The organism is Pseudoalteromonas sp. BSi20439 (assembly GCF_000241165.1).
GTDB lineage: Bacteria > Pseudomonadota > Gammaproteobacteria > Enterobacterales > Alteromonadaceae > Pseudoalteromonas.
In genome coordinates this window covers 37,710-63,244 of record NZ_BADW01000162.1, presented here as the reverse complement: position 1 = coordinate 63,244, position 25,535 = coordinate 37,710, and the positions used below count along the sequence as shown (strand labels likewise).

Below are 25,535 nucleotides of genomic sequence, written 5' to 3'. Positions count from 1 at the left end.
TATTGACTGCATCCGTTAAGCTTTATCGGTATTTAACATGTCATCATGTTCGGCCATATCCCAAGGAAGTTCGCCTGGGCTATTACCTAGAAAGTGTAAGTAGTTCTCAAATTGGTCAAGAATATCTTTCACAATATCATCTTCAGTGTAGCCATAAACATCGTATGACAGACCACCGCGACGTAAAAACACGTCGGCCTTATAATACTTTTCAGCATCGTTGTTATCAGGCTTTAGCTCTGAGTAAGCAAAGCTTGGCATAGGATGCTCGGTAAGGCGAATATCATAAACAAAATCCACATGTTCATGGCGCAGCACCGTTAAATGAGCGCGACCTAAATCAGTATCAAATTCCACCACTGCATGCCATTGTCTAGATTTCAATTCTGCTTGTACGGCTTTCATTGCCTCAACTACCACGCTACCAATAAAAGTATGTACTTTTTCTTTATTAGGGTAATTGACCATAGCCGCTAAACGACGCTTCCAGTGAGACAAGTTAATGTTGCGGCTATTAAGTGTATGTGCTTGCAAGCTGGTGTCTCGATGGCCTTCAATTTTTAGAGCTCGCCAAAGCCCCGCCGTGGCAATTAGCATAATAATAGCAAAGGGTAAGGCACTGGCTATGGTCATGGTTTGCAGCGCACTTAGTCCGCCTGCCACTAATAAAACAGCCGCCACAGCACCTTCAAGTACCGCCCAAAACACGCGTTGCCAAGCCGGCGTATTAATGCTTCCTCCAGAGGCGAGTGAATCAATGACTAAAGAGCCTGAATCAGATGATGTAACAAAAAAAGTTATGATCAAAATGACAGTGAGTAGTGAAATGAAAAATGACAGTGGTAACACTTCAAATAATTGAAATAATGCGACGGCATGATTTGCTTGTACATCGCCAATAAGCGTATCAAACCCCTCATTCATAATTAAGTTAAGTGCCGTATCACCAAAGACTGAAAACCATAAAAAGGTAAAAATAGTGGGAACTAACATTACCCCAACAACAAATTGTCGGATGGTTCTACCACGGCTAATTTTAGCGATGAACATACCCACAAACGGTGCCCACGCAATCGTCCAGCCAAATATAAATAAAGTCCAGTTACCAATCCAATCACTGCGACTATAAGCTTGTAAATTAAAAGTACGCTCAACAATACCGCTTAGGTAGCTGCCGGTATTTTGTAAAAATGATTCTAAGATGTGAATAGTTGGGCCAATGAAAAACACAAAAGCCATTAGTGAAACCGCTAAGGTCATATTCACAATTGATAATCGCTTGACCCCTTTATCCATACCGGCCACCACTGAGAGTGTTGCTGCCGCAGTAATAACGGCAATGGCCGTAATTTGCACTGTGGTATTAATAGGGATGTTTGGCCATAAGTAATGTAGGCCAGCATTTATTTGAGTCACCGAAAGCCCTAGTGTAGTGGCAATACCAAATAAAGTACCTAATATGGCAAATACATCCACAGTATGGCCGATTGGGCCATAAATTTTATCGCCAATAAGTGGATACAACGCAGAGCGAATAGACAGTGGTAAGCCATGGCGAAATGCAAAGTAAGCAAGCACTAAACCAACAATTCCATAGATAGCCCAAATATGAAATCCCCAATGGAAAAAGGCAATTTGCATTGCCTGCTTGGCGGCATCAACGGTTTCAGCCGCCCCCGATGGCGGGGATGCGTAATGCAGCACAGGTTCAGCAACACCAAAATAAAGCAGTGCCACGCCATAACCGGCAGAAAAGAGCATGGCAAACCATTCACCAAAGCTGTATTGTGGCTGTGCATGATCGGGCCCTAATTTTATATTCCCCCAGCTAGAAGCCGCGACTGAGACAATAAATACCAAGAAAATAGCGACAGACAACATATAAAACCAGCCAAAGGTTTCTGTTATCCACGTAAGGGCAACACTAAATGCCTGACCTGCGAGTTCAGGGTTACTACTTGTACCAATCACCAAAAGTAGAATAATAAATACGGCGGGCAAAAATACAGGTAGCAAAATGGTTGAGCGTAAAGCAGTTTTTGTCATATTAATCCTTAATATTAATTGCTAACTTTCAAGTATGCCTGACTACCTTATTATAAATTCACTAGGGTTGGCTAATTTTGCAGCTTAAAAATGTCACTTTTTTAAATTAAAGTTAATATTTACAGCAGCTTGGTTTTAAAAAAGAAAGTAAGAGAAAGTTGATGTGAGAGTATTAAAGTATTTATTTTAGAGGGGGATAGCCTTTTATAGGCTAAGGACTAAATCGAGTCTTAGCGTTTCCAATCACATTGCTTTACCAGCTCAAACCAAGGGCTGGTAAAGTCCTTAGCGACAATAGGGGCGGGTAAGGTTACAGCTACATCTAGCTTGTTGGCTAAATAGCGCGCGACTAGTTGTTTCATTTTATCGCTTTCTAATTGCTCATACGCTGTTTGTAACTGTTGTTTGTCTTTTTGGCTTATAAAACCCCCAGTCAAATTTTTGTAGTCTATTTCAAGCCAAAAAAGTAATGCTTGTTTCGCTTCATTGGGAAAGGCATGGGTTAATGTGGCCGTTGGGCTATAGAGTCGCTCAAAATTAATTTGCTGCTCTTGAATCAAAAAAACCATTAATAAATTAAGCCCGGTTGAGATTTGCCCCGCGCGTTTATCAATGTTTTGGTTATTTCTTAATGCACTTCTAAAATAGCGCTCAGCTTCGGGTATATTGCCCTCATCCAGGGCTAAATAACCTAAGTTACTTTCTATCAGTGCGGTTACATTGGGAAGCTGTAATTGTGTGGTGATCTTATGACTGTCGAGGTATAAAGCACGCGCTTTTGCAAAGTCATCTTGCGAGCGAGCAACCAATGCCATACTGTTGGTGAGTGTTAAGCGTTGACGATCGTTTTGCGCATATTTGTAAGCACATTTAAATGAGTACTGGGCATCGTCTAAATATTCTGCATGGCGAAGCCATATTCCCAAGGCACTCATAATGGTGGTCAGTTTTTGTTTGAAATAATCAGTTTGATGATGCTGAAATATTGCGTCAATCGATGTATAAAGCTCGTCATAGTGACTTGTAGGTACTGCTGTACGGGCATAGATAAGGTGCCAGCGGATAAATAATTCTGGCGGCATGAGTTGTAACCCTGTGAGGTTTTCTAAAATAGTAATAGATTGAGCTGGATTAACAGTAAGATAATCTTCGGCTTCGTCTAATTTTTTTTCAAAGGTATTGAAGTCATTAGCAAAGACGTGTTTTGAACATAATAATATCAACCAACTTATTACAAAAAGCCGCAACAACTTAACCTCGACAATCGAACTATGCGTTAATTCACTATAGTTGTAGGCATCTAACAAAGCAACGCAATTAAAGGGGACAGGTTTGTGAGAAAGTATTTTAAAATCACTAAAAAAGCCCTAAAGCTATACAAGCTTAGGGCTTTTTCTGTATGTAATTAAATTTTAGCGAATACACATTAACTTAATGTGTCGTTGGGTTTCGTTTTATTCAACCCAACCTACGTTTAACATCAACCTGCTTAGCGCTAACAGCTAAAAACTTACAGCTGCTTTTAATCATCAATCGAGCGCAGTAGGGCATTAATGCCCACTTTTTCGCGAGTTTGTTTATCTACTTTTTTCACAATAATAGCCGCATACAAGCTATGGCTGCCATCTTTTGAAGGCAGTGCACCTGGAACCACAACCGCGCCGGCAGGCACACGGCCATAGTGAATTTCACCGGTTTCACGGTCGTAAATACGGGTACTTTGGCTAATGTAAACTCCCATTGAAATAACGGCGCCTTCTTCAACAATTACGCCTTCAACAATTTCTGAACGTGCGCCAATAAAACAGTTGTCTTCAATGATGGTAGGATTCGCTTGTAACGGCTCTAAAACGCCGCCTATGCCTACGCCGCCAGATAAGTGTACGTTCTTGCCAATTTGAGCACATGAGCCCACTGTCGCCCATGTATCAACCATGGTGCCATCGTCAACAAATGCACCTATGTTTACGTACGATGGCATTAATACGACATTTTTACCTACAAAGCTGCCTTTACGAGCAACGGCGTTGGGTACGACACGCATGCCGCCTTGCTGAAATTGCTCCGGCGTGTAGTCGCTAAATTTAAGCGGTACTTTGTCGTAAAATTGGTTTACGCCGTCGTTCATTGGCTGATTTTCACGAATTCTAAATGAAAGTAGTACTGCTTTTTTAAGCCACTGGTGAACAACCCATTCGCCTGAAATTTTCTCTGCAACGCGAGCAGCGCCGCTATCTAATAGCTCAAGCGCATCTATAATTGCTTGTTTAACATCGCTTGATACTGTAGCAGGGCTAATGCTGTCGCGGTTATCCCACGCATTTTCAATCATGGTTTTTAAATCTGACATAGTGTCCTCTTATTCAATTTCGGCGTTGAGTTTTTTACGTAATGCCTGATGAATTTTTGCTTGCTCTTCATCAGTCAGCGCTTGATATTCGTTATTTGATACCACAAAGAAATCTTCTGCACGTTCGCCTACCGTGGTAATACGTGCGGCATGTATGTGGAGTAAGTAAGCTTGAAAAACCTCGGCTATTTTAGTTAATAGTCCAGGTATATCAACCGCTTGAATTTCTATTAAGCTACGATCCTTACGAGGGTGCGGGCGCAGTACAATTTTAGGTTTAATATTAAAGTCTTTAAAACGCTGTGATCGGCTCTTTTTAAAGCGTATTTTTTTACGTGGATCATGAAGCGCTTGCTCTAATCCGCGTTTAATCGATTGTGCGCGGCTACTGGCAATCGGATCGCCGTTAACTTCTAAAATAACAAAGTTGAACAGTACGTAGCCATCTTTGGTGGTCAGTACTTGGGCGTGCTGAATTTGCGCTTTTTTAGAGCCAATAACACTTACCAGTCGAGCAAAGAGGGCACCTGAATAGGGGCTATAAGCAAACACTTGGGTACCGCCATGCATCGCTTTATTAGAAACGATAACACTGGGCTGGCTTAAATCAGTGCACTTGAGTAAGTGCTCAGTATGCCAAGAAATTTGTTGCTCACTAAAAGCGGTAAAGTAATTTGCTTTAAAACGGCTCCAAATTAAGTCAATTTGCTCCTCGTGATAATGCAAATTAAGCAGGCGTTGCTTAGCTTGGTGCTTTTTATCACGAATTTGGTCGCGTTGATCCATTGGGTTTTCAAGCCCAAGGCGCAAGGCGCGCTGTGTGTGCAAATAAAGCTCGCGCAGCAGCGTGTTTTTCCAGTCATTCCATAGGTTGTCATTGGTGGCTCGAATATCAGCCACGGTTAAACAATAGAGGTAATCGAGTTGGCGTTCGGTTTTTACTCGCGATGCAAAATCTTTTATTACATCGGGGTCGTTAATATCTTTACGTTGCGCAGTTACCGACATAAGTAAGTGATTGCTTACCAACCACGCTATAAGCTTACCATCTGAAGAGGCAAAACCATGCAGCTTTGAAAACGCTATGGCATCAACAGCGCCCAGCTCTGAGTGATCGCCACCACGCCCCTTAGCAATATCATGAAAAATACCAGCCAAATACAGTAATTCGGGTTTATCCATGCGCGTAACTATTTCACTGCAAATTGGAAAGTCACTAATGCTGGTTTTATCGAAGTATTGGTAAATATTATTAATTAATTTATGGGTATGTTCATCTACGGTATAGGCATGAAACAAATCAAACTGCATTTGGCCAAAAATATTGCGCCACTGCGGAAGGTAAGCGGCAATCATGCCGTGCTTATGCATTAGCGTAAATGCACGGCCCATGCCGTTAGGGTGCTTTATAATACGTAAAAAAGCTTCGCGGCACGCGGCATAATCTTGTAAGTCACCTAATAAGCGACGACGTACTTGGCGGATAGTTCGAATGGTACTTGGGTATATATGGGTAATTTCTGGGTGATCAGCAATGTGCTCAAATAATACAAAAAGTTGGTCACGCCTAAAAAATACTGATGGACTTTTTACCCGAATTTGATGGCCCACGCGTTCAAAATTACGATCAAGTTCTTCAACAGTGGCTTGGCTGCTGTCTGGTGAAATACTTTGCTCAAAGTACGAAAGTAGCATTTGATTAAGTTCACGCACACGGCTCATTATTCTGAACAAGCGTTTCATCATGCGCTCAACAGAGGCTTTACCATCACTACCAAAACCCAAAATTTCAGCCGCTTGCGGTTGGTGATCGAATAATAAGCGGTTTTCTGAGCGACCCGCGGCTAAATGCAAAGCAAAGCGAATATTCCATAAATTTTCAAGGCACTCTAACAGTTCTTGGTATTCTTCGTGAGTTAGGTAGCCGTGATTTATCAGCTCTTGCAGGGTTTCGGCTCTAAAGTGTTTTTTAGCAACCCAAATAATGGTTTGTAAATCGCGCAGCCCGCCTGGATTTTCTTTTATATTAGGCTCTAGATTATAAGCCGTACCATGACATTTTTTGTGGCGTAAATTTTGCTCTTGTACTTTTGCAACAAAGAACTCTCCAGAGCCCCATACAGGCCTTTCGATGAGGTGACTTTTGAGCTTTTCGAATTCAATATGGTTGCCGAAAATTAATCGGCTTTCTAGTAGGCTGGTGGCAAAGGTAACATCTTCACGTTTTTGCTCTATGGCTTGTTCAATGGTACGTACACTGTGACCTATTTCTAAATTAAGATCCCACAGCATAGTGACAAACTGGCCAATTTTTTCGCAAATACCGTCATTGGGTTGCTGGGTAACAAGCAGTAAAAAGTCAATGTCGGAGTAGGGATGAAGTTCACCGCGACCATAACCTCCTACAGCAATTAAAGCGAGATCTGGCTCGTGGGCTAAATCGAAAACATGAAAGAGTTTAATCAGTAACCGGTCTATAAATTCTGCACGGGCGTTTATTAGATTACCAACGGGTTGTTTTGAGAATTCATTATGCAACCATTTATAAAAATAGGCGGAGCAATCGCGGTATTCGCTAAGTTGCTGAGCATCATTGAGCAACTTTTTTACTTTGTTAGGTAATGCCACTTAGGCTGGCTCCTATATATGGACTGCATTATAAGTCTTGGATTAAGTTATTTTTATACTGTGTTTGCTGCAAAGGGAATAAATCATGTTATTTCCCTTTGCAGCAAACCACTTAATCTGTACGCAGGCTAAAGCCTGTTATTACTATGATTAAGCACACACTACTATTAGTGCTCGATGATTCTATCGATAGTATCATCTGATCGTAGTGTTAAAATTTCAACACCATTTTCAGTTACCAGTAAGGTATGTTCCCACTGAGCTGATAAACTACGGTCTTTTGTTACCACAGTCCAGTCGTCTTTTAGTAATTTACATTGGCGTTTGCCTGCATTGACCATGGGCTCGATTGTTAAACACATACCGGCTTTTAACGTTTCGCCTGTACCTGGTTTTCCGTAATGCATTACCTGTGGTTCTTCATGGAACTCGCTGCCGATACCGTGGCCGCAGTATTCACGGACGATAGAGTAGTTAAAGCTCTCTGCATATTTTTGAATAGCGGCACCAATATCACCAAGGCGAACACCCGGTTTTACCATTTTAATGGCAAGGTAAAGGCTTTCTTGGGTCACTTCTGCAAGGCGTTTGCCTTGAATGTTAGGTGTGCCAACATGGAACATTTTTGAAGTATCACCATGGTAACCATCTTTAATAACAGTAATATCAATATTGACACTGTCACCGTCTTTTAATGCTTTGTCGTTCGGAATTCCGTGACAAATTACATGATTTACCGAGGTACAAATTGATTTTGGAAAACCATGATAATTAAGAGGAGCAGGAACAGCATCTTGCACATTAACAATATAATCATGACAAATTGTATTTAACTCATCGGTGGTGATACCTGGTACCACATGTGGTTCGATCATTTCTAGCACATCAGCAGCCAAACGGCCGGCTACACGCATTTTCTCGATTTCTTCAGGGGTCTTAATCACAGCGCTCATTGAGGCTCCAAAGTTGCGTTTTTAGATGATTATCGTCGCACAATTTTTGCACGAGACGTTGAGTATTTAATTTTAATATGGTATAAAGCGCGCCGTCTTTTTACAAATAAATTCTTAAATGATTTTTTGTATTTAAGGCAAACACAATTTTATTTTAACACACACACGTATCGTCACATACACTTGGGTGCATTTCAGTTTCATTTAACTGCGGTGTTGGTGCTATGGGATATGTGGAGGCCTAACCCTAAACAACTTAGAGGATTTACAAAATGGCAAACGTTTCAATGCGCGATATGCTTCAAGCTGGTGTTCACTTTGGTCACCAAGCACGTTACTGGAACCCTAAGATGAAGCCTTTCATCTTCGGCGCACGTAACCGTGTACATATCATCAACCTTGAGCAAACTGTACCAATGTTCAACACTGCACTTAAGTTTTTATCTAGTGCTGCTGCAAACAAAGGTAAAGTTCTTTTCGTTGGTACTAAGCGCGCAGCAAGCGAAGCAGTAAAAGAAGCTGCTTTACAAAGCGATCAATTCTTCGTTAACCACCGTTGGTTAGGCGGCATGTTGACTAACTGGAAAACAGTTCGTCAATCAATCAAGCGTCTTAAAGACCTTGAAGCTCAAAGCCAAGACGGAACTTTCGAGAAGTTAACTAAGAAAGAAGCGTTAATGCTTACTCGTGAAATGGAAAAGCTTGAAAAGAGCCTTGGTGGTATTAAAAACATGGGTGGCCTTCCAGACGCTATCTTTGTAATCGATGCTGACCACGAGCACATTGCTATCCGTGAAGCTAACAACCTAGGTATCCCAGTTGTTGCAATCGTTGATACTAACTCTAACCCAGACGGTGTTGATTACATCGTACCTGGTAACGATGATGCTATCCGTGCAATCAACCTTTACACTAGTGCTGTTGCAGCTGCGATCACTGAAGGCCGTGAGAGTAACATCGTTGCTCAAGCTGAAAAAGATGACTTCGTAGAAGCTGAGTAATTAGCTGTCATCAAGTCTTCATCTTTTAAAGGTGAAGACTTGCTATTCTTGTGGAGCGGGTAACCCGCTTATCTAAACCTGATTTCAGATTTGAGGATTTACTAATGGCTGTAACTACTGCCCTAGTTAAAGAATTACGCGAGCGTACTGGCGCTGGCATGATGGATTGTAAAAAAGCGTTAACTGAAACTGATGGTGACATCGAGTTAGCGATTGAAAACATGCGTAAGAGCGGTGCTGCAAAGGCTGCTAAGAAAGCAGGTAACATCGCTGCTGAAGGTACTATCATCATCAAGCAAAACGCGGGTGTTGCAGTACTTGTAGAAGTTAACTGTCAAACTGACTTCGTTGCTAAAGATGCAAGCTTCCTAGCATTTGCTAACAAAGTTGCAGATGCTGCTATCGCTGACACTTCATCTATCGAAGACTTACAAGCTAAGTTCGAAGAAGACCGTGTTGAGCTAGTAACTAAAATTGGTGAAAACATCAATGTACGTCGTCTTCAGTACATCACTGGTGAACAACTAGTTGAGTACCGTCACGGCGAGCGTATTGGTGTTGTTGTTGCTGGTGTTGCTGATGAAGAAACACTTAAGCACGTTGCAATGCACGTTGCTGCTTCAAACCCAGATTACCTAACGCCAGATGACGTACCTGCTGATGTTGTTGAAAAAGAAAAGCAAGTACAAATCGATATTGCGATGAATGAAGGCAAGCCTGCTGAAATCGCTGAGAAGATGGTTGTTGGTCGTATGAAGAAATTTACTGGTGAGGTTTCTCTTACTGGTCAAGCTTTCATCATGGAACCGAAAAAATCTGTTGGCGAAATTCTTAAAGAGAAAAACGCAACAGTTACTGGCTTTGTACGTATGGAAGTTGGTGCAGGTATCGAGAAGAAAGAAGAAGATTTTGCTGCTGAAGTTGCTGCTCAAATTGCAGCTGCTAAAGGTCAGTAAGACATACTATTTGTGATGCAAAAGGAAAATACATGCAATTAAAGTACTATTTGCTTTTGCGTCACGCTTAGAAATTCTTTAAAATAACCGCGCTTTTATGTTTAACATAAGCGCGGTTATTTTTTATCCATAATTCAATAAAAGTTGGCCCCAAAACTATGACTATCAATCGCAAACCTATTTTTAGACGTGTTCTTCTCAAATTAAGTGGTGAAGCTTTAATGGGAGACGAAGGCTTCGGCATCGACCCTAAAGTTTTAGACCGTATGGCACAGGAAATTAAAGAGCTCGTAGAACTCGACGTAGAAGTGGGTTTAGTTATTGGTGGCGGCAACTTTTTACGCGGTGGCTCATTAGCCGAAGCGGGCATGAATCGTGTTGTCGGTGACCATATGGGGATGCTTGCAACCGTAATGAACGGCCTAGCTATGCGTGATGCGCTACACCGTGCGTTTGTAAATTGTCGCTTAATGTCAGCTATCCCATTAAATGGTGTGTGTGATGCGTATAACTGGGCTGAAGCAATTAGCTTGTTGAAAACAGGTCGCGTTGTTATTTTTGCCGCTGGTACGGGTAACCCGTTCTTCACTACTGACTCTGCAGCGTGTTTACGTGGCATTGAGATTGAAGCTGATACGGTAATCAAAGCGACTAAAGTGGACGGTGTATTTAGTGATGATCCGGTTAAAAACCCTGAAGCGACACTTTACCGTCACTTAAGCTACAATGAAATTATTGATAAAGAATTAAAAGTAATGGATTTAGCGGCATTTACTCTTGCTCGCGACCATAATATGCCATTGAGCGTATTTAATATGAATAAATCAGGCGCATTAAAACGCGTAATAATGGGTGAAGAAGAAGGAACTCTTATTTCTTCACAAGCCTCAGATGAAGTTAGTAAATAGATTAGGATTAAACCGTGATTAACGATATTCAAAAAGATGCGCAAGCGCGCATGCAAAAAAGTGTAGCAGCACTTGGTAGTCAATTATCTAAAATTCGTACTGGCCGTGCTCATCCTGCAATTTTAGACGGCATCATGGTGTCGTACTACGGCGCACCAACGCCTTTAAATCAAGTTGCAAATGTAACAATTGAAGATTCACGTACACTGGCTATTGGTGTATTTGATAAATCTTTAGCGCAAGCGGTTGAAAAAGCGATTATGGCTTCTGACCTTGGTTTAAACCCAATGTCTGCAGGTACGGTAATTCGTGTACCACTTCCTCCATTGACTGAAGAACGTCGTAAAGATTTAATTAAAATCGTACGTGGTGAAGTAGAAGGCGGCCGTGTTGCTATTCGTAATATTCGTCGTGATGCAAATGGCGATATTAAAAACTTATTAAAAGATAAAGACATCTCTGAAGACGAAGCTCGTCAAGCTGAAGATGCAATTCAAAAAATCACTGATAAGTTTATTAAAGAAATGGATACGCAACTAACGGCAAAAGAAGCTGAGTTGATGGAAATCTAATAACTGTTCTAGACCCAAGTAAACAGCTTTAATTAAATAATTAAGTTGCTGTTTATCAGTCTTCGCAGTTTACTATAATTGTGTGATTTTAAAGGGTAACAGAATATGTTTACTCTTTGCTAGTGGCTCGATTGTCAGTAAATACAAGGTTGTTGGCTGTATATTTATCTGCTTAAAGTAGATTTATTATCACGGGTACAGGTTAAATTTATTAGTTTTGAAACGCCGTCTGGGGTATACTAGGCGGCGTTTTTTTATGGAATACACAAAATTTATGGTTCTAGACGCTGATACAATTTCACAGCAATGTTTGCCTAAACATGTTGCTATCATCATGGATGGGAACGGGCGTTGGGCACAAGCTAGAAATAGGCCTCGTGTATATGGGCATAAAAAAGGCGTGGATGCAGTTCGTCAATCTGTGCAGTTTTGTACTAAATTAGGGATACAATCGTTAACCTTATTTGCTTTTAGTAGTGAAAACTGGCGCCGCCCTGAAGACGAAGTAAATACATTAATGGAGCTTTTTTTATTTGTACTAAGTAAAGAAGTTAAAAAGCTGCATAAAAATAACGTAAAACTAACCATCATTGGAGATTTATCTCGATTCTCTGAAAGCTTGCGCGCTAAAGTACATACTGCGCAAGAACTAACAGCGAATAACACCGGCCTGCATTTAAATGTAGCGGCAAATTACGGTGGTCGTTGGGATATGACCCATGCTGCTAAGCAGGTTGCTTTACAAGTAGCAAATGGGGAAATTGATCCCGCAGACATTACAGAAGAACATATTGCACAGCACATGAGTATGGCAGATCAGGCTCAGCCAGATTTACTGATCCGTACTGGTGGCGATGTCAGAATTAGTAATTTTTTACTTTGGCAGGCAGCCTACGCTGAACTTTATTTTACCAATACACTTTGGCCTGACTTTAACGAAGCTGCTTTTGCAGAGGCCATTGCATGTTACGTTGCCAGAGAGCGACGTTTTGGTTGCACGGGCGAACAAATAAAACAATTACTCGCTCAAACCTAAAATAGATTAAGGGTCATCATTTTGTTAAAACAACGTATTTTAACCTCACTAGTGCTAGCGCCATTAGCACTGGCTTTGGTTTTTTACACCCCACTAACGTTATTTAGTTATTTTGCGGGTGCTATTGTATTAATGGGCGCGTGGGAATGGTCTGCTTTTATGGGACTATGCGATAAACTAAAACGCGGTGCGTTTGTATTATTAGTGGCTGTATTACTTGGTTTACTTAATTTACATTGGCCTATAGAAACCCTATGGCAAGATGGTCAGCTTGTTGGCGATGCTAATTACCTATTTACCTTATCGTTTTCGTGGTGGTTAGTTGCAAGTTATTTAGTGTGGCGCTACCCCGCTATGGCTAAAGGCTGGAATGAAGGGCTTGTGATGCGCGGTATTGCAGGTTTACTGACATTGGTACCACTGTGGCTTGCGCTTAACACCCTTCGAAGTGCGCAATATACAGAATCAACACACTATGGTTCTATGCTGATTTTAGTGGTGCTAGGTATTGTATGGAGTGCCGATATTGGCGCTTACTTTACCGGTAAAAGTTTCGGTAAACATAAGTTAATGCCTAAAGTTAGTCCAAATAAAACCATAGAAGGCCTCGCCGGTGGCGTGGTTGCTGCGGTGTTATTTGTATTGGCTTTTTGTTATTACACTAACGTTGATACTTCTGTGTGGCCAATTTATGCAGTAATGACAGCATTTATTGCTTTGTTCTCTGCGGTAGGTGATTTACTCGAGAGTATGTTTAAACGTGAAGCGGGTCTTAAAGATAGCGGCAGTTGCCTACCTGGGCACGGCGGTATTTTAGACCGTATTGATAGCTTAACTGCAGCAGCGCCGATGTTTGTTATTTGCTTTGCCTGGACACTGAGTTTATGAGTGTAGTGCAACAACTGGTTATTTTGGGTGCAACGGGGTCTATAGGTCTTAGCACGTTAGATGTTGTTGCAAGAAATCAACAGCAGTTCAAGGTGTTCGCATTGGCCGCAGGGCAAAATGCAAAGAAAATGGCTGAGTTGTGTCTTGCTCATCAACCTCGCTATGCTGTTATGGCTTCAGAGCAAGCCGCTAAGCAGCTTAGTGAACTTTTAAAAGGTATATGTAAAACACAAGTAATGCATGGCGAGAAAACCATGAGTGAGCTTTGTGCGCATGTTGATGTTGATACTGTGATGTCAGCAATTGTTGGTGCGGCTGGATTACTACCCACTTTGAGCGCAGTCGAAGCGGGTAAAAAAGTGCTGCTGGCAAACAAAGAGTCATTGGTGATGTCGGGTCAGTTGTTTATTGATAAAGTGAAACAACATCAAGCAACTTTATTACCCATCGACAGCGAACATAATGCTATTTTTCAGTGTTTACCTAGTACGTTACAAAACACCCAAGGACAAGCACGGCTTGAGCAGCATGGCGTTAGCAAAATTTTATTAACTGGCTCTGGTGGCCCATTTTTAAACCGTGATATTAATACGCTTGATAGCGTTAGTGTCAGTGAAGCGGTTGCTCACCCTAATTGGTCTATGGGACAAAAAATATCAGTAGACTCAGCCACAATGATGAACAAGGGCTTAGAGTTTATTGAGGCTAAATGGTTATTTAACTGTGATGCCAGCGATATTGATGTGGTGATTCACCCACAAAGTATTATCCACTCTATGGTGCAATACCAAGATGGTTCTATTTTAGCGCAAATGGGAAACCCCGATATGCGCACCCCAATAGCACATGCGCTTGCCTTTCCACAGCGAATTGATGCGGGTGTTAAACCGTTAAACTTTTCTGATATTTGTGATTTTTCGTTCACCAAACCTGACTTTTCTCGTTATCCTAATTTAAAATTAGCAATTGCTGCGTGTGATGCGGGGCAAGGAGCCACCACCACCGTTAATGCGGCTAATGAGATTGCAGTTAATGCGTTTCTTCAGGGGCAGATTGGGTTTACGGATATTTATAAAGTGAATGCGCAAACGCTAGACGCCGCACAATTTACTGATGCGAAAACACTCGATGAAATTTTAGAGTGTGACCGTTTAGCTCGCATCAGCGCTGCGCAGTTTATAACAAAAGTGGTGCATTGATATGTTCGATTTTTTTTGGAATTTAGGTTCGTTTATACTCGCGCTCGGTATTTTAGTGACCGTTCACGAATATGGTCATTTTTGGGTGGCACGTAAGGCGGGCGTTAAAGTACTGCGCTTTTCAATTGGTTTTGGTAAACCCTTATTAAAATGGCACGACAAGTACAATACTGAGTATGTAATTGCAGCAATCCCACTCGGTGGTTACGTAAAAATGTTAGATGAGCGTGTTGATGAAGTACCAGCCAATCAGCGTCATTTATCGTTTAATGCTAAATCTGTTCAAGCGCGAATAGCCATTGTGGCAGCAGGGCCCATGGCGAACTTTTTATTCGCTATTTTTGCTCTAGCTGTCATGTATATGGTGGGTGTACAAACTATAAAACCGGTTGTAGGCAATGTGGTTGAAGGCAGCCGAGCAGAGCAAGCGGGCATTATGCCTACTCAGCAAATAATTAAAATTGGTGATGACGACATTGCTAATTGGCAAGATGCGACTTTTTCTTTGATGTCGCACTTAGGTGATAAAAGTGTTGCTGTTACTTTACGCAACGAAAATTATCAACAAACGACGCAAACTCTCAATTTGGATGGTTGGAAGCTTGATCAGCAAGATGTACCGCCATTAAGTTCGTTGGGGATTGTGCCGTTTCGCCCTCAAGCGACACTTACAATCGCGGCGATTACGAAAGACTCAGCTGCCGAACAGGCAAATTTACAGGTTAGCGACGTTATTTTAGCTGTAAACGGTGAAACAATGAGCAGTTGGCAGCAATTAGTTAATCTTATTACGCAATCGGCTAACAAATCCTTACAATTTAGTGTAAAAAGAAAAGATAGTATAAAAACAATAACAGTCACTCCGAAGAGTCGCGTTGTCAGTAATGGTGTTGAACAAGGCTTTTTAGGGGTTGCTCCGGTTGTAGAGCAGTGGCCTGATGATTTTGTTGAGACTAGACATTATGGGCCACTAGATAGTATTGTGCTGGGCACAAAAGAAACATGGCGTTTAATTACGCTGAGTTTCGACATGATAGGTAACTTAATTACTGGTCAAGTGTCAGTGAAAAATTTAAGTGGGCCCGTCGGCATTGCAGTCGGCGCAGGCACAAGTGTTAGTTACGGATTAGTCGCATTTTTAAGCTTTTTAGCTTTGATCAGCGTTAATTTGGGAGTATTTAATTTACTTCCTCTGCCAGTGCTTGATGGTGGGCACTTAATGTATTACATAATTGAACTTTTTCGTAAAAAGCCAGTCTCTGAAAAGACACAAGAGTTTGGTTTTAAAGTGGGAGCCTTGCTACTCATTTTTCTAACATGTTTCGCTTTGTTCAATGATGTATCGCGCTTGTAGTTATGTAAGCGTGGTAACGACAAATTAGAACACGATTGTAAAGCTCGTAAATATTTAATTTTCGATGCTAAGCGGTAATACAGTTGTAAAGGATAAAGATAATAAAATGGCTATAAAAAACATTTGGTAGTTTCAAGTTTATTGGGTGCAAGCTTTGCAGCCCTAGGCCAAAACTCCTTTATTGTTGAAGATTTAAAAGTTGAGGGATTGCAACGTGTCGCACTTGGTGCTGCATTAACGCATATTCCTATTAACGTGGGCGACAATGTTGATGAATATACAATTTCAAAAACAATTAAGTCACTTTATCGCTCTGGTCACTTTGACAATATAAAAGCGTTACGTGATGGTAATAACGTTATTTTTAAAGTAACTGAACGTCCAACCATTAGCTTTATTGAATTTGAAGGCAATAAAGACATAAAAGATGAGCAATTAAATCAGTCACTCGATCAACAAGATATTCGCCAAGGCGAGCCGCTTGATAAAACGGTAATCGATAATATCGAAAAAGGCCTGATTGAATTTTTTCACAGTATTGGTAAATACAATGCAAAAGTGGATATCAGTGTCACTAAATTACCACGTAATCGCGTTAAATTAAGACTTGAGTTTGACGAGGGCGATGCAGCCTCCATTCGTCAAATTAACTTAGTGGGTAATGAGCTTTTCTCAAACGAAGAGTTATTGCAACTAGTTGAGTCGCAGCAAGACTTACCATGGTGGCAGTTTATGGGTAGCGACCGCTATCAAAAACAAACCATTGAAGGCGATTTAGAAAAAATTCGCAGCTTTTATTTAGACCGTGGCTATTTACGCTTTAATATTGACTCAACTCAAGTATCAGTTAGCCCTGAACGTGAGTCTGTTTATGTAACGGCAAATATTACCGAAGGCGTTAAATACAAAGTGAAAGGCTTTGATTTCATCGGTGATTTACTCGGTCGTGAAGAATTAATAAAAAGTGTTATTCCACTGCGTACAGGCGAGCTTTATAACGGATCAGTGGTTACCTCATCAGAAGAATTTATCAAAAGCTACTTGGCGCGTTTTGGTTACGCCAATGCTGAAGTACGTACGATTCCAGAAATTGATGACGAGAACCAAGAAGTACAATTGACTCTGTCGGTTGACCCAGGCAAGCGTGTGTATGTTCGTCGAATTATTGTAGGTGGTAACCAAAACACGGCTGATGAAGTACTGCGCCGTGAAATGACACAGCTTGAAGGTGCATGGTTATCTAATCAAAACCTAGAGCGTTCTAAACTACAAATTCAACGTTTACCTTATATGGAAACCGTTGATTTTAATGTGGTGCCAGTTCCAGGTGTTGATGACCAAGTAGACGTTGACTTTACTGTTAAAGAGCAATCTGCGGGCAGCTTCAATGCCGGTCTTGCCTATGGCTCATACTTAGGTCTGCAGTTTAATATTGGTGTAACCGAGTCTAACTTTTTAGGCACAGGTAACCAAATTGGCTTTAATATTAATACTTCACGCGGCTCTGAGCGTGTCAGTGTATCGTATACCGACCCTTACTTTACGCCGGATGGCGTATCGCAGGGTAGCAGTATCTTTTACAGTAACTACGATGCCAGTCAGTTTAGTTTGATTGACTATAAGTCAAAAAGTTATGGGTTAGGGACAAACATTGGTTTCCCAATTGATGCCATTAACCGTATTAATTTTGGCGCACGTTGGATAGAAGAACAATTGTCAGATATTGCTGAATATGAGCAAACACGTGTACTACGTGAAACCTTCTTAGATCCAGAAAATCCAGATGCGGGCTTTGAATTTACAAACTACGAGCTAAGTGTTGGTTGGTCACGAGTTACAGTTAACCGTGGTTTATTCCCAACGGCAGGTTCACGACAAACATTAAACTTAACAGCCACAACGCCAAACTCTGATTTACAGTACTTTAAATTAAATTATGACTCGCGTTTTTACTGGCCGATTTCTAACGATCATCGTTGGGTTTTCTCAACGCGTGCTGCATTAGGTTATGGTAATGGTTATGGCTCTACCAATGGCTATGATCAAACTTTACCGTTCCAAGAATACTTCCGTATCACTGAAATGGAATTACGTGGCTTTGATAGAAATACCATTTTACCGCGTGCTGTTTCGCGTATACCGCAATCAATACCAGGTACGCCATCAGGTGATGGCACAACCACAGGCAACATTGGTGGGGCGTCAGAGTTTGACGTGCTAATACCACAAGGTCGTATTGGTGGTAATGCGAAAGCAGTGGCAGGTATGGAGCTTATTGTACCTACTCCATTCTTAGATGAAGAAAATACTAGTTCAGTGCGAACGAGTTTCTTTGTTGACGCTGCCAACGTATGGGATACCGAATTCAGTGTTGATCGCTATCAAAACTTAGGGATTGATGAGCGTGCAAAATTAGATGACTACTCAGACCCAATGCGATTTAGGGTTGCAACCGGTTTATCATTACAGTGGATCTCACCTATGGGTCCGATGCTGATCAGCTTTGCGTATCCGTTGCAAAAAGAAGAAGATGACGATACCAAGACCATCAGTTTTAATATTAGTAACACTTTCTAAAGGAGTTTATTGTGAAAAAATTATTCAAATCAACAGCAGTTGCCGTTTTAGCTACACTTATGATGGGTACATCAGTTAACGCTTTTGCTCATAAAGTGGGTATTGTAGATATGCAAGAAATCTACAAGCAGCTTCCACAAATGGCTAAAATTGAACAGTCTCTGCAAACTGAGTTTGCAGAGCGTCGTCAAGAGCTTGAAAAGTTACAAGGTGACATTCGCTTTGAAGCTGAAAAGTTTAAGCGTGAAAGCACTACAATGAGTCAAGACCAAAAAGACGCATTACGTGATAAAATTCAAGGTATGCAAAAAAATCTTGCTGAAAAAGGTCGTCCTCTAGAGCAAGAAATTAAATCACGCCAAAATCAAGAGTTGGCTAAAGTTCAGACTCTAATCATTGAAACAATCCAAGAGATTGCTAAAAAAGGCGACTTCGACGAAGTTAAAGTAAAAGACACAACAATTTACTTTAACCCTAAAGAAGTAACTGATCTTTCTGAAAAAGTTGTAGACGCTGTAAGTAAGAAATAATTAATTTATGCAAAATTATACGCTTTCGCAAATTGCGGAACTTCTAAGCGCCGAGCGACAAGGTGATGGCGCTTTAGAAATTAAAAAAATAGCAACACTTGCAAATGCCCAGACTGGGCATATTGCATTTTTAGCGAACAAGAAATATCGCTCTCAGCTTGAAACAACACAAGCCAGTGCTGTGATACTGAGTCCTGAGGATGCGCCTTATTTTTCAGGCAACAAAATCATCGTCGCCAATCCGTATGTGAATTACGCTAAACTCGCTCAGTTAATGGATACCACGCCACGTAGTGCCATTAGTGGTATACACCCAAGTGCGGTTATACATGCCAGTGCGCAAGTCAGTAAAAGCGCAGCCATAGGCGCGAATGTTGTAATTGAAGCTGACGCTGTGATTGGCGATAACGTACAAATTGGTCCGAACAGTTTTATTGGTGAACGTGTTAAAATAGGCTCAGGCACCAAACTATGGTCAAGTGTGAGCGTTTATCATGATGTTGAGATTGGCGCAGACTGTTTATTTCAAGCGAATACTGTTATTGGCAGCGACGGTTTTGGTTATGCGAATGAACGTGGTCAGTGGCTTAAAATTCCACAACTAGGCTCAGTGATCATTGGCGATAAAGTCGAAATTGGTGCAAGTACCACGATAGATCGTGGTGCGCTTGATGATACTATTATTCACAGTAACGTTATTATTGATAATCAGTGTCAAATAGCACACAACGTTGAAGTTCAGTCAGGCACGGCTATTGCCGGTTGTACTGTACTTGCAGGCAGTGTCAGCATAGGTAAAAATTGCCAGATTGGCGGCATGACCGCAATTAACGGTCACATGTCTGTATGTGATGGTGTTATAATTACTGGTATGAGTATGGTGACTAAATCAATCACCGAACCGGGTATTTACTCATCCGGTATGCCTCATACGACTAACAAAGAATGGCGAAAATCAATTGCTCATTTGCGTAACCTTTCAGACATGAAGTCACGTCTAAAAGCGCTTGAAGCATTGAATAAGTCATGAACGTTGAACACTAATAAGGATGCTATTTTGGCAAACGAATTAAATAGCCTTGATATTCAAGAAATTTTAAGTTTATTACCGCACCGTTACCCGATGCTACTGATTGATCGCGTTATAGATTTCACCCCTGGTGAATCGTTACATGCAATTAAAAACGTATCGATTAATGAACCCATTTTCACCGGCCATTTCCCAAACCAGCCGATTTTTCCTGGTGTGCTAATATTAGAGTCAATGGCACAAGCAACGGGTCTATTAGGGTTTAAAACGGTTGAAAATCGTAGTGAAAACGAACTTTACCTATTTGCAGCCGTAGACAATGCTCGTTTTAAGCAGCCGGTTGTGCCAGGTGATACCATGCATCTTCATGTTAAGTTTTTAAAAGAGCGTCGTAACATATGGAAATTTGCGGCTGAAGCTAAAGTTGACGGCAAAACAGTGTGTAGCGCCGAAATCATGTGTGCTAGAAGAGAGTTTTAATTGTGATCCATGCTACGGCAATAATCGAACCGGGTGCAAAACTTGGTAACAATGTGTCAGTTGGACCATACAGTTACATCGGTAATGATGTTGTTATTGGTGATGACTGTATTATTGAGTCTCACGTTGTTGTTAAAGGGCCTGCTACTATTGGCTCTGGTAACCATATTTTTCAGTTTGCTTCTGTGGGCGAAGCCTGCCAAGACAAAAAATATAACAACGAACCAACAAGCTTAATTATTGGCGACAATAATATTATTCGTGAATGTGCGACTATTCATCGCGGTACAATCCAAGATGAAGGTGTTACCAAAATAGGTAGCAATAACTTATTTATGGCTTACACTCACGTTGCACACGATGCGGTGATTGGCGATAACGTTATTTTTGCAAATAATGCCAGTGTAGCAGGTCACGTTCATGTTGGTGATTGGGTTATTTTAGCGGGTAACTCAGGTGTGCATCAATTTTGTAAAATTGGTGCTCATGCATTTGTTGGTATGTATTCTGGTGTAAATAAAGACGTACCTCCTTTTGTTACCACCATTGGGATGCCAGCAGGCCCTGCTGCAATCAATACCGAAGGTATGAAACGCCGTGGTTTTGAAAGCGATGAGATAATGGCAGTACGCCGCGCGTACAAAGCGTTTTATCGCAAGAGCCTAGGCGTTGATGAAGCGATAGAATCGCTTTCAGAAGACGCTGAAAAATACCCTGCTGTGCAGCTGATGATTGATTTTGTTAAAAGCTCAGAGCGCGGTATTGTGCGTTAATAAAGAGCATTTTAATTTATAAAAAAAACCACCTTTGAGTAACCAAGGTGGTTTTTTATTAGCTGATATTTGATTAATAACTCAGCCATGAAGTGCATGTTGCTATGTTTATTAAATTCAGTCTCTACTCAGGCTTACCTTATTACACTCCCTACACATTTTCCTATAAAGTATAAATAATGAAACGGATAAAGTTAGTATTGCTTTCAATGCTATTGGTTATGTTAACTGCTTGTAGTACTGCGCCAAGGCAAATAAATAATCAACAAAGTGATATGTCAGAGCGAGGTAAAGCATCATTCTATGCAGACAAATATCATGGCAGAACCACGGCTAATGGCGAACGTTTTAGCCAACAGGCGGCAACGGCTGCGCATCTAAGACTCCCATTTGGTACAAAAGTGAAAGTTACCAATATTGCTAATAATAAGTCTGTAGTGGTCAGAATTAATGACAGGGGGCCTTATATTCGGGGGCGAATTATTGATTTATCTAAGGCGATGTTTAAAAAAATAGCCGACCCTAAAGTCGGCGTTATTGATGTAACGGTCACCGTTATTGATAAAAGTAATACTGCTAAGGACTAGAAGCGGGTCGTTAACGCCACATAGTCAGGGTGTTCATTGAGCAATTGTTGATGTGAACCTTGAGCGATGATTTGTCCACTGTCTAACCAGATGACACTATCCATTTGCGATAACAACGCTGGATCATGAGTAATTGTTAATACACTAGCATGCTTTTTTAGCTGTAAAATACTGTTCATAACGGCTTGTTTAGAAATATTATCGAGCCCTTCAGTGGGTTCATCGAGCACTACAATGGCGGGTTGTTGCAGCAGCGCTTGTGCCAAGGCAATGCGTCTTGACTGGCCTTGAGAGACACTGCGTCCCCCTGTGCCTAAACGAGTATTTAAGCCTTCTTTTAGCGTGCTAAACCAGTTACCCAGCTCGGCTTGTTTTAACGCCGCTGTCATTTGTTGCGGTGTTGCATCAGGTGCCGCATAGGCAAGATTATCGCTTAATGTACCATCAAAAATATGATGCTGCTGGGCTAAAATATTTAATGTTTTTGCACGGCTTTCATTATTTAAATTATGCAGGTTTATTGTTTCTTTTTCGTTTTGTAAGCTAATTGCACCTTGTTGCAGAGGCCATAAACCGCTTAGTAAATTCACTAAGGTTGTTTTACCACTGCCGCTTCTACCAACAATCGCCACTTTATGCTTTGCAGGTAGCTCAAAACTCACATTATTTAATGCCTGCTTTTGGCCATAGTGGTAGCTAATTTTATCTAGCGAAAGTGTCCATTTTTTATTTTTTGAATCAATTACTTGTGACGGTACCTCGTTTTTCTTCAGTACTTTATCTTCAAGGGTAAATAGTCGCTCAGCTGCTTTTAATACATTAGGTAGTTCAATAAACGCGTTGGGTAGTAACAATACGCTTTCAAAACTGGCCAGTACAAACAAACTCAACATCGCCAATTCAACATTTACCATCTCGGCGCTAAACACCAGCGGCACAATAGTGACAATGCTGGCGAGCATAGCCAGTTGCACTATGAGTAAGCTCAAACCATCAGCATTGCCAAGAGCCTTATGACGAATAAATAATTGCTGATTATACTGCTTACTTAACTGATCACACTTAGTGAGTTGTTGGTTTCGAGCTTGGTAAATATTTAGTTCTCTAAGACCCGTTAAGGTATCAGATAGCTCAGCTCTTAATTGGGCGCTGAGTAATGTTTCTTGGTGGCTGTTTTTATCTAATTGTCTGCTCAATATAGCGGGTATAACCACCCCAATAACAACGATGCCCGTAAAGCAAATTAAGGCTACACTTGGGCTGTAAGCAGACATAAACAGCATAATAATAGGCACTGTTAGTAGAGCAACTAACATCGGCAGCAACACATTCAAATAAAATTTATCTAGTGCGTCTACATCATTTTGTAAGCGGTTAACTAAATCGGCACTGCGGCTCATAGCCAAATCAAGATTATTAAGTTTACTGAGTGTGGCGAACATATTTACTCGTATTTCACTTAACAATAAAAATGTGGCGTTGTGAGTAACTAAGCGTTCAGCGTAACGTGAAGCGGTGCGCACAATCGCCAAAAAACGAATGGTGCCAGCTGGGGTAAAGTAGTTCATATGGACGCCTGCAATTCCTGCGGCAGCCATAGAAGCTAAAAACCAGCCGGAAATAGCGAGTAAGCCTACATTAGCTAGCACCGTGAGTGACGCTAGAAACGTCCCTAAAAGCATCGCTTTATAATGAGGGCGGCACAATTTAAGTAAACGAATAAAGTTAGTCATTAGTCGCTCCATGTTGCGCTGTTTGCAGCAGCTTTGCAAATTCGCCAGCTTGCTGGCTGAGCGTTATAAAGTCGCCTTGCTGAGCGATGGCACCGTTTTCCATAACGATAAGTTGTTTGGCATTTCTTACTGTATTTAAGCGGTGCGCTATGGTGATCACTAAGTGTTCTTTTGCATACTCAGCAATAGCGTTTTGAATGAGTTGCTCGGTTTGGCTATCTAAATGAGCGGTTGGCTCATCGAGCATTAGAATAGGGGCGTGTTTTAAAAATGCACGAGCTAATGCTATACGCTGTTTTTGCCCGCCAGATAGCCCTTCACCTTGCTCACCTATTAAGGTGTTAAAGCCATCGGGTAGCTCGTTAATAAATTCCAGCGCACCTGCTTGCTCTGCAGCATGTACAAGTGCTTCATATGAAGCGTCTGGGTTACCTAATTTTATGTTGGCGGCTAGGGTGTCGTAAAATAAGGTTGGCTTTTGTGGGATCCAGGCAATGTTTTGTTGTAATTGGCTTATATCGGCTGTCGTCAATGGTTGTTGGTCAATGGATATGTGTTGTATTACTTCTGGGTGAAAACCAAGCATGCAATCAAGTAGGGTGCTCTTACCTGAGCCGCTAGCTCCCACAATGGCTACTAGTCCTGTGCTTGGCAGGGTTAAATTAATATTATTAATTCCCTCATTGCTATTAGGGTAACTAAAATTGAGATCATGGACGCTGATAGTGCTGTTACCCTCCATGTTTATATGAGCTGTGTGGTTATTATTTTTTGATGGCAGTGGTGCATTTAAAATGATTAGCATATCTGCAGCAGCACTAATTCCTTGTAAGCGCGCATGATAATGGCTGCCTAATTGGCGAAGCGGTAAGTAAAATTCAGGTGCTAGCAGCAATACTACAAAGCCGGTTGCAAAATCGAGCGTGCCAAAAAATAATCTAAAACCAATAATAACCGCTACCAGTGCCACACTAATTGTGGCTAAAAATTCCAGTGCAAAAGAAGATAAAAAAGCAATTTTTAACACGCTTAGCGTTGCATGCCTAAAATCATCTGAAATTTGGGCTATTTGCTTTAGCTCTTTGCGCGTAGCATTAAACAATTTTAGTTGGGTAAGCCCTTGTATGCGGTCAAAAAAGTAGTTGCCTAATACCGCCAGTTGTTGCCAGCGCTTTTGGTTAAGCGCTTCTGCCTTATGACCAACTAGAATCATAAAAAACGGAATAAGTGGTGCGGTTAATAAAAATATCAGTCCCGCTTTATAATCGGTCGGAAATATAACCACTAATATTGCCAGAGGAATAAGCGCACTATAGGCAACCCCTGGTAAGTACTTTGCATAGTAGTCATGCAGTGCTTCTACACCATTGTGCAGCGTGTTGAGCGTAGCGCCTTGGCCGTGTTGCTCTATATAACTTGGCCCAAGTAGCGTGAGTTTATCGAGTAAAGTTTGGCGAATAGCCGATTTGATTTTAAGCGCTGCAAATGCGCTTAAGCGCTCACTTAACGCTAAAAAAATGGCGCGCAGTAAAATAATACCCGCTAAAGGCCATAAATAGTGGGTTACTTGGGCTAAACTATGCCCTTCAAACATCACCTCATGAATGGTTTGCGCGAGTAAGTAAGCTCCTGCAATCATTAAAATTGCATTAACTGTTCCAAGTGCAATGCTTAGCTTTAACCACATTGCCGCCGGTTTACTCTGCTGCTTTAAAAAAGCGCGCAGGGGTTGTTGCTGCGCGCGATTTGGTCGGGGATTAGTCGTCATTGTGATTTGTATTATGCTCGTTTAATAAATCATGGGTGGCTTGTTCATCATCAGCAATACTGTTTTTATTTTGATGAAATTCATACCACATCACGTTTATAACGCCTAAAGTACAAGCAAGCAGTACACCTAAAATCCACGCGAAATACCACATAATTTAGTCTCC

At 41.3% G+C, this 25,535-nt stretch carries 22 protein-coding genes; 14 read left to right on the top strand and 8 right to left on the bottom strand.

From position 1 onward, the window contains the following. Positions 1 to 15: 15 nt before the first annotated feature. The 5 genes from P20439_RS13000 to map all read right to left on the bottom strand — a co-directional run bounded on the left by P20439_RS13000 (position 16) and on the right by map (position 7,977). Entirely contained in the window at positions 16 to 2,046 is a 2,031-nt protein-coding gene (locus tag P20439_RS13000; protein WP_008467536.1) for a BCCT family transporter, read from the bottom strand. A 230-nt stretch (positions 2,047 to 2,276) separates the two neighbouring features. Beyond that, entirely contained in the window at positions 2,277 to 3,293 is a 1,017-nt protein-coding gene (locus P20439_RS12995; protein ID WP_036934050.1) for a tetratricopeptide repeat protein, read from the bottom strand. Positions 3,294 to 3,568: 275 nt separating this feature from the next. Next, positions 3,569 to 4,396, bottom strand: a complete 828-nt coding sequence (gene dapD / locus P20439_RS12990) for a 2,3,4,5-tetrahydropyridine-2,6-dicarboxylate N-succinyltransferase (RefSeq protein WP_008467531.1) — start codon at positions 4,394 to 4,396, stop codon at positions 3,569 to 3,571. Between the two features lie 9 nt (positions 4,397 to 4,405). Continuing rightward, on the bottom strand, positions 4,406 to 7,024 hold the full coding sequence (gene glnD / locus P20439_RS12985) for a [protein-PII] uridylyltransferase (protein ID WP_008467529.1): 2,619 nt from the start codon (positions 7,022 to 7,024) through the stop codon (positions 4,406 to 4,408). 167 nt (positions 7,025 to 7,191) lie between these two features. Continuing rightward, a complete protein-coding gene (gene map, locus P20439_RS12980) occupies positions 7,192 to 7,977 on the bottom strand; it encodes a type I methionyl aminopeptidase (RefSeq protein ID WP_008467527.1) in 786 nt (261 codons plus the stop codon). A 272-nt stretch (positions 7,978 to 8,249) separates the two neighbouring features. Between map and rpsB the strand changes: the two genes are divergently transcribed. The 14 genes from rpsB (at position 8,250) to P20439_RS12910 (ending at position 21,868) form a co-directional block, all read left to right on the top strand. Continuing rightward, positions 8,250 to 8,978, top strand: coding sequence for a 30S ribosomal protein S2 (rpsB, locus tag P20439_RS12975; RefSeq protein WP_008467525.1), 729 nt, complete (start codon positions 8,250 to 8,252; stop codon positions 8,976 to 8,978). A gap of 104 nt (positions 8,979 to 9,082) precedes the next feature. Next, positions 9,083 to 9,934 carry a translation elongation factor Ts gene (tsf, locus tag P20439_RS12970; protein WP_008110989.1) on the top strand — a complete coding sequence of 284 codons (852 nt, stop codon included), beginning with the start codon at positions 9,083 to 9,085 and terminating at the stop codon, positions 9,932 to 9,934. 158 nt (positions 9,935 to 10,092) lie between these two features. Beyond that, positions 10,093 to 10,842: a UMP kinase gene (pyrH, locus tag P20439_RS12965; RefSeq protein ID WP_036934046.1), complete on the top strand. Its 750-nt coding sequence runs from the start codon at positions 10,093 to 10,095 to the stop codon at positions 10,840 to 10,842. A 50-nt stretch (positions 10,843 to 10,892) separates the two neighbouring features. Beyond that, positions 10,893 to 11,414 carry a ribosome recycling factor gene (gene frr / locus P20439_RS12960; protein ID WP_013465428.1) on the top strand — a complete coding sequence of 174 codons (522 nt, stop codon included), beginning with the start codon at positions 10,893 to 10,895 and terminating at the stop codon, positions 11,412 to 11,414. A gap of 256 nt (positions 11,415 to 11,670) precedes the next feature. Then, positions 11,671 to 12,450 (top strand): isoprenyl transferase, encoded by a 780-nt coding sequence (locus P20439_RS12955; RefSeq protein ID WP_008110986.1) that lies wholly within the window; start codon positions 11,671 to 11,673, stop codon positions 12,448 to 12,450. Positions 12,451 to 12,471: 21 nt separating this feature from the next. Beyond that, the gene (locus P20439_RS12950; protein WP_008110985.1) at positions 12,472 to 13,338 is read left to right on the top strand and encodes a phosphatidate cytidylyltransferase; all 867 of its coding nucleotides are present in this window, start codon (positions 12,472 to 12,474) and stop codon (positions 13,336 to 13,338) included. Beyond that, on the top strand, positions 13,335 to 14,537 hold the full coding sequence (ispC, locus tag P20439_RS12945; RefSeq protein WP_008467518.1) for a 1-deoxy-D-xylulose-5-phosphate reductoisomerase: 1,203 nt from the start codon (positions 13,335 to 13,337) through the stop codon (positions 14,535 to 14,537). Before P20439_RS12950 ends, ispC begins: the two co-directional genes overlap by 4 nt. A 1-nt stretch (position 14,538) precedes the next feature. After that, positions 14,539 to 15,891 (top strand): sigma E protease regulator RseP, encoded by a 1,353-nt coding sequence (gene rseP / locus P20439_RS12940; protein ID WP_008467516.1) that lies wholly within the window; start codon positions 14,539 to 14,541, stop codon positions 15,889 to 15,891. Positions 15,892 to 16,014: 123 nt separating this feature from the next. Next, on the top strand, positions 16,015 to 18,468 hold the full coding sequence (gene bamA, locus P20439_RS12935) for an outer membrane protein assembly factor BamA (RefSeq protein WP_008467515.1): 2,454 nt from the start codon (positions 16,015 to 16,017) through the stop codon (positions 18,466 to 18,468). A gap of 11 nt (positions 18,469 to 18,479) precedes the next feature. Continuing rightward, positions 18,480 to 18,998 carry an OmpH family outer membrane protein gene (locus tag P20439_RS12930; protein ID WP_008467513.1) on the top strand — a complete coding sequence of 173 codons (519 nt, stop codon included), beginning with the start codon at positions 18,480 to 18,482 and terminating at the stop codon, positions 18,996 to 18,998. A gap of 7 nt (positions 18,999 to 19,005) precedes the next feature. Next, positions 19,006 to 20,028: a UDP-3-O-(3-hydroxymyristoyl)glucosamine N-acyltransferase gene (gene lpxD / locus P20439_RS12925; RefSeq protein WP_008467510.1), complete on the top strand. Its 1,023-nt coding sequence runs from the start codon at positions 19,006 to 19,008 to the stop codon at positions 20,026 to 20,028. A 27-nt stretch (positions 20,029 to 20,055) separates the two neighbouring features. Beyond that, positions 20,056 to 20,508, top strand: a complete 453-nt coding sequence (gene fabZ / locus P20439_RS12920) for a 3-hydroxyacyl-ACP dehydratase FabZ (RefSeq protein WP_008110974.1) — start codon at positions 20,056 to 20,058, stop codon at positions 20,506 to 20,508. A gap of 2 nt (positions 20,509 to 20,510) precedes the next feature. Beyond that, positions 20,511 to 21,281, top strand: a complete 771-nt coding sequence (lpxA, locus tag P20439_RS12915; protein ID WP_008467508.1) for an acyl-ACP--UDP-N-acetylglucosamine O-acyltransferase — start codon at positions 20,511 to 20,513, stop codon at positions 21,279 to 21,281. Positions 21,282 to 21,460: 179 nt separating this feature from the next. Beyond that, positions 21,461 to 21,868 (top strand): septal ring lytic transglycosylase RlpA family protein, encoded by a 408-nt coding sequence (locus P20439_RS12910; RefSeq protein WP_008467506.1) that lies wholly within the window; start codon positions 21,461 to 21,463, stop codon positions 21,866 to 21,868. Here the strand turns inward: P20439_RS12910 and cydC are convergent. The 3 genes from cydC to cydX are packed head-to-tail and all read right to left on the bottom strand — an operon-like array spanning position 21,865 to position 25,523. Next, complete coding sequence (cydC, locus tag P20439_RS12905; protein WP_008467503.1) at positions 21,865 to 23,601, bottom strand: thiol reductant ABC exporter subunit CydC; 1,737 nt, start codon at positions 23,599 to 23,601, stop codon at positions 21,865 to 21,867. The two genes, P20439_RS12910 and cydC, sit on opposite strands and share 4 nt — an antisense overlap. After that, the gene (cydD, locus tag P20439_RS12900; RefSeq protein ID WP_008467501.1) at positions 23,594 to 25,369 is read right to left on the bottom strand and encodes a thiol reductant ABC exporter subunit CydD; all 1,776 of its coding nucleotides are present in this window, start codon (positions 25,367 to 25,369) and stop codon (positions 23,594 to 23,596) included. The genes cydC and cydD overlap by 8 nt, the downstream gene beginning before the upstream one ends. Then, positions 25,359 to 25,523, bottom strand: a complete 165-nt coding sequence (cydX, locus tag P20439_RS12895; RefSeq protein WP_008110965.1) for a cytochrome bd-I oxidase subunit CydX — start codon at positions 25,521 to 25,523, stop codon at positions 25,359 to 25,361. The genes cydD and cydX overlap by 11 nt, the downstream gene beginning before the upstream one ends. Positions 25,524 to 25,535 lie beyond the last annotated feature (12 nt).